This is a genomic window from Caulobacter sp. 17J65-9 (genome assembly GCF_010975005.1).
Classification (GTDB): domain Bacteria; phylum Pseudomonadota; class Alphaproteobacteria; order Caulobacterales; family Caulobacteraceae; genus 17J80-11.
Genome location: NZ_JAAIVC010000212.1, coordinates 1 through 5,182, shown reverse-complemented (window position 1 = coordinate 5,182; position 5,182 = coordinate 1). Strand labels below are relative to the sequence as shown.

Genomic DNA, 5,182 nt, shown 5'->3' with positions numbered 1-5,182 from the left:
GGCCAGGGTCACGGCCGGCGGCTGGGCCGCGGCGACCGCGCCCGGATGCGGCGTCGGGTGCAGGGCCTCGATACGGGCCGCCAGCTCCGCCGACGGCGGCGGCGCGGCCTTGTTCAGCGCGGTCAGCGGCGGGGCGTTCAGCGCCTCCGGATTGACCAGCTGGGCGAAGTCTTCGAACAGCAGCACGCGCACGAAGTCGACGGCGCCGCGGTCGGAATACAGCTTCACGCGCCAGGAGCCGTCCAGGCCCTTGGCCGCGACCCCGATCGGCAGGCCGCGCGGGAACACGCCGCCGTCGCCGGAGCTGAGGATCTGGTCGCCGGCCTGCACCGCGTCCTTGCCGCGGATGAACTCCAGCTTGGGATTGCCGCTGCCGTCGCCGACCAGGATGGCGCGCGCGTCGGTGCGGTTGACCAGCACCGGGGTGCGGCTGGCCACGTCGGTCAGCAGCAGCACGCGGCTGACCGAGGCGGTCGTGCCGACCACGCGGCCGACCAGGCCGTGCTCGTTGATCACCGGGTTGCCGACCTTGATCCCCTTACGCGAGCCGGAGTCGATCAGGCGGGCGTTGACGAACGGGCCGCGCGATTCCGACACGGCGCGCGCGGTCACCATCGGGACCGGCGGCTCGGTGCGGATCTGCAGCATCGCCTCGTAGCGGGAATTGACGTTCTTCAGCGCGACGGCGGCGTCGCGCCAGGCCTCGAGCTCGGCCACCTGCTTCTTGAGGCGGCGGTTCTCGCTGACGGCGAAGAAGTAGTCGTCGACCCAGTCGGACGCCTGGCCGACCCAGCGCACCGGGTGGGCGAACATGCCGTTGGCCGGCGCGGCGATGGCGTCGAAGGCGCCGCGGGCCCCGTAGGCCTTGGCGTCCAGTTGCTCACGCTTGTCGTTGAGCAGCAGCAGGAGCGCACCGGCTCCCGCGGCTATGAGGGCGACCGCCGCCGTCCAGGTCAGCGGCACCTTCAGATTCTCGAACGGTCCGTCTCGGAAAGACAACGCCGTCGCCCCCTTTTAACCCTGTCTCGTCCCGACCTTCTGTCCGGACATGATGTCATCTTAGGGGAGAGTCGCGTCCAAAACGCCCTTCATCCACCGCGGATGCTCGAGCACCTTGCCGCACCCGATAGCGACGCAGGACAGCGGATCGTCGGCGACCGACACCGGCAGGCCGGTCTGGTCACGGATCTCGGCGTCCAGGCCGCGCAGCAGCGCGCCGCCGCCGGTCAGCATGATGCCCTTGTCGGCGATGTCGGCGGCCAGCTCCGGCGGAGTGGCTTCCAGCGCGACCTTCACCGCTTCGATGATCTGCGACACCGGCTCGGCCAGCGCTTCGGCGGCCTGACGCTCGGAGATGCGCACCTCGCGGGGCACGCCCTGCATCAGGTCGCGGCCCTTGACCTCGATCGACAGGCCTTCGCCGTCGTGCGGGACGCGGGCGGTGCCGATGTCCTTCTTGATGCGCTCGGCGGTGGTCTCGCCGATCAGCAGGTTATGGTTGCGGCGCATGTAGGAGATGATGCTGTCGTCCATCTTGTCGCCGCCCACGCGCACCGAGCGCGAGTAGACGATGCCGGACAGGGACAGAACGGCCACTTCCGTGGTGCCGCCGCCGATGTCGACGACCATCGAGCCGGTCGGCTCGTGGATCGGCAGGCCGGCGCCGATCGCGGCGGCCATCGGCTCGTCGATCAGACCGACGCGACGGGCCGAGGCGTTCAGGCACGAATCGTTGATGGCGCGGCGCTCGACGGCGGTGGCGCCGGAGGGCACGCACACGATCACCTTCGGGTTCACGAAGCTCTTGCGGTTGTGAACCTTGCGGATGAAGTGCTTGATCATCTCCTCGGCAACTTCGAAGTCGGCGATGACGCCGTCGCGCATGGGGCGGATCGCCTCCATGTGGCCGGGGGTGCGGCCCAGCATCTGCTTGGCCTCGATGCCCACGGCGTGAACGACCTTGCGGCCGCCGACGTTACGGAGCGCGACGACGGACGGCTCGTTCAGCACGATGCCCTTCCCCTTCATGTAGATGAGGGTATTGGCCGTGCCGAGATCGATCGCGATGTCGTTCGAGATCATGCCGAACAGGGGCTGGAGCATGGGCGTACGGAACCCGTCGATGATGCGGACCTGAGGAACGAACCTTCGGCGACGCCCCGCCACGCGATCCCCTTCGCGCAACGATTCTTCTATTTTTCGCCGTCGGACGAAGGTTCGTGTGCCCTGCCCCGTGGGTGATTTCAAGAGCCAAGACGTGGGGGAAGGTGCGACTTACACGACATTGTCAACGGCGAAGCTGCAGCCGCTTGTCCGAATTGGAAAAACGGCGGGCTCCGAGGTCAGCCGAAGACGATTTCCTCCGCCTCGAAAGCGCGCATGACGGCCGGGCGGGCCAGGGCGCGTTCGGTGTGGGCGGCGATGAGCGGGAAGCCCGACATGTCGGCCCCCACCCGCTTGGCCCAGCGGGCCATGGTCAGCAGGTAGGGATCGGAGGTCGTGTAGGCGTCGCCGTGCACCCAGGGGCCGCCGCTGGCCTCCAGCTGCGCCTCCACGAAGGCGAAGCCCTGCTCAAGAGCGGTCGGAAAGTACGCAGCCATCGCCTCGGCCGCGGCCCCGCCCCGTGCGAAGCGCGCCGGGCGGAAGTGCGTCGCGAAAGTGATGTGCAGCGTCGACGACAGGTAGGCGTTGAACGAATTGACCTGGGCGGCCGCCCACGGATCGGCCGGCGACAGCTGCGCTTCCGGCCAGGTCTGGGCGATCCAAGCCAGGATGGCCGGCGCCTCGGTCAGGGTCCCGCGCTCGGTGACCAGCAGCGGCACCCGCCCCTTCGGATTGATGGCCAGGTATTCGGGCCGGCGCTGCTCGGCCTTGTGCAGGTCCACGCGCACAAGCTCCACCTCGGCCCCGGCTTCCAGCAGGGCGATGTGCGGGGCCAGCGAACAGGCGCCCGGGGCGTAGAACAGCTTCGGCTTCACGATCAGACCTCGTCTTGGGACGTGCGCGGCGCGCGACGGCGCAGGATTTCGCGGGCCAACAGCATGATGCCGAGCCACCCCAGGCCGATGGCCGCCAGGATGGCCGAACTCCACACCCCGTCGCCGGCCACGGCGGTCATGAACGAGCCGCCGAAGAAGGCCACCAGCGCGGTCTTGGGCAGCACGCCCAGCGCGCAGCCGGCCAGGAACTGCCAGAACGACGCCCGCGACACCCCGAAGGCCATGTTGACCACGATGAAGGGCGCCGAGGGCACGTTGCGGATGATGAACGAGCCGGTGAAGGCGTTCTTGCCGACATAGCTGGACATGCGGTTCAGCACCCCGCCGCCGAACCGCTCCAGCGACTTCGCCCCGGCCACCCGGCCGACCCAGAAGGTCGCCGCCGCCGACACCACGGTGGCGACCCAGCTGTAGGCGAAGCCCAGCCACGGCCCGAAGGCGACCACGCAAGCGGCGATCAGCACGAATTGCGGCGCGCCGATGAAGGCCGAGGCGGTGAACAGCAGGATCACCACCGGCAGGCCCCACGGCCCGTCCGCGAAGCCCCGCAGCCAGCCCTCGAGCTCGCGCTCGGTGTCGCCGCCCATGAAGCTGCGGCCGACCATGAACACCACGGCCATGGCTGCGAACAGCGCGATGGTCACCCCGATCGCGCGCCAGGCGCGCCGGTCCATGCTGGTCAGGAAGGTCCAGAGCTGGTTCATCAGGCTGGGCTTACAAGTCGAAGGCGGTTTCGTCAGCGGTCGAATTGTCACCCGCCCGGTCACAATCGGTGACGAACGATTGCAGGGGCTGCGGCTCAGATTGCACCGTTCCCGAGTGGGGCGTAAACAGCCGAGGTCCCCCGGGAGGCCCCATGTCGATTGAATCCGCCGCGCTTCGGCGCGTTAAGCCGTCGCCGACCATCGCCGTCACTCAGAAAGCCCGCGAACTGAAGCGTTCGGGCCGCGACGTGATCTCGCTGGGCGCGGGCGAGCCGGACTTCGACACGCCGGAAAACGTCAAGGAAGCGGCGATCGACGCCATCCGTCGCGGCGAGACGAAGTACACCGACGTCGACGGCATTCCCGAGCTGAAGCAGGCGATCTGCGCCAAGTTCAAGCGGGAGAACGGCCTCGACTACAAGCCCTCGGAGATCAACGTCTCGCCGGGCGGCAAGACCGTGTTGTTCAACGCCTTCATGGCCACCCTGTCGGCCGGCGACGAGGTGATCGTGCCGGCGCCCTACTGGGTGTCCTACCCGGACATGGTGCTGCTGGCCGGCGGCGAGCCCGTGATCGTGCCGGCCGGGCCCGAGACCAATTTCAAACTGACGCCGGAAGCCCTGGCCGCGGCGATCACGCCGAAGACCAAGTGGCTGATCCTCAACTCGCCGTCCAACCCGACCGGCGCGGCCTACACCCGCGAGGAGCTGGCGGCCCTGGGCGAGGTGCTGAAGCGCCACAGCCATGTCTGGGTGCTGACCGACGACATGTACGAGCACCTGGTGTTCGGCGACTTCAAGTTCTCGACCATCGTCGAGGTCGTGCCGGAACTGCGCGACCGCACCCTGACCATGAACGGGGTGTCGAAGGCCTACGCCATGACCGGCTGGCGCATCGGCTACGCCGGCGGCCCCGAGCCGCTGATCAAGGCCATGGCCAAGGTGATGAGCCAGTCGACCTCCAACGCCTGCTCCGTCGCCCAGTGGGCCGCGGTCGAGGCGCTGAACGGCCCGCAGGACTTCATCCCGCGCCAGGCCAAGGTGTTCGAGGGCCGCCGCGACCTGGTGGTGTCCATGCTGAACCAGGCAAAGGGCATCAAGTGCGCGACGCCCGAGGGCGCCTTCTACGTCTATCCGTCGATCGAGGCCCTGATCGGGACCAAGACGCCTGAGGGCGCGGTGATCAAGGACGACGAGGCCTTCGCCGCCGAGCTGCTGCAGGCCGAAGGCGTGGCCGTGGTGCACGGCGCGGCCTTCGGCCTGTCGCCGTTCTTCCGCATCTCCTACGCCACCTCCAACGACATCCTCGAAGACGCCTGCGGGCGCATCCAGCGGTTCTGCGCGAGCCTGACCTGATGCTCTTCCCGGCCCTGCTCGCGGCGCTCGCGGCGGCAGGGCTGGCGGGCGCGGTGGCCTGGTGCGGTCCGGTCGACCGGCCGGACCGGCGCCACGCGCACGGGCGCCCGACGCCCACCAGCGG

General features: G+C 69.0%; 5 protein-coding genes. 1 reads left to right on the top strand and 4 read right to left on the bottom strand.

Annotated elements, in window-relative coordinates; all coding sequences use genetic code 11:
- From mreC to G3573_RS19730, 4 genes are all read right to left on the bottom strand, one after another.
- A partial coding sequence (mreC, locus tag G3573_RS19745) for a rod shape-determining protein MreC (RefSeq protein ID WP_163263388.1) occupies window positions 1–999 on the bottom strand: 999 nt, incomplete at its 3' end.
- Between the two features lie 60 nt (window positions 1,000–1,059).
- Entirely contained in the window at window positions 1,060–2,103 is a 1,044-nt protein-coding gene (locus G3573_RS19740) for a rod shape-determining protein (protein WP_163263387.1), read from the bottom strand.
- A gap of 239 nt (window positions 2,104–2,342) precedes the next feature.
- Window positions 2,343–2,978, bottom strand: a complete 636-nt coding sequence (locus G3573_RS19735) for a glutathione S-transferase N-terminal domain-containing protein (RefSeq protein ID WP_163263386.1) — start codon at window positions 2,976–2,978, stop codon at window positions 2,343–2,345.
- Between the two features lie 2 nt (window positions 2,979–2,980).
- A complete protein-coding gene (locus G3573_RS19730) occupies window positions 2,981–3,703 on the bottom strand; it encodes a TVP38/TMEM64 family protein (protein ID WP_163263385.1) in 723 nt (240 codons plus the stop codon).
- Window positions 3,704–3,855: 152 nt separating this feature from the next.
- Between G3573_RS19730 and G3573_RS19725 the strand changes: the two genes are divergently transcribed.
- On the top strand, window positions 3,856–5,058 hold the full coding sequence (locus G3573_RS19725) for a pyridoxal phosphate-dependent aminotransferase (RefSeq protein ID WP_163263384.1): 1,203 nt from the start codon (window positions 3,856–3,858) through the stop codon (window positions 5,056–5,058).
- The last annotated feature ends 124 nt before the right edge of the window (window positions 5,059–5,182 follow it).

Bases quoted from the DNA above. Each gene is read 5' to 3' on its own strand.
- G3573_RS19740 (WP_163263387.1), bottom strand. From the start codon at position 2,103: ATGCTCCAGCCCCTGTTCGGCATGATCTCGAACGACATCGCGATCGAT.
- G3573_RS19730 (WP_163263385.1), bottom strand. From the start codon at position 3,703: ATGAACCAGCTCTGGACCTTCCTGACCAGCATGGACCGGCGCGCCTGG.
- G3573_RS19725 (WP_163263384.1), top strand. From the start codon at position 3,856: ATGTCGATTGAATCCGCCGCGCTTCGGCGCGTTAAGCCGTCGCCGACC.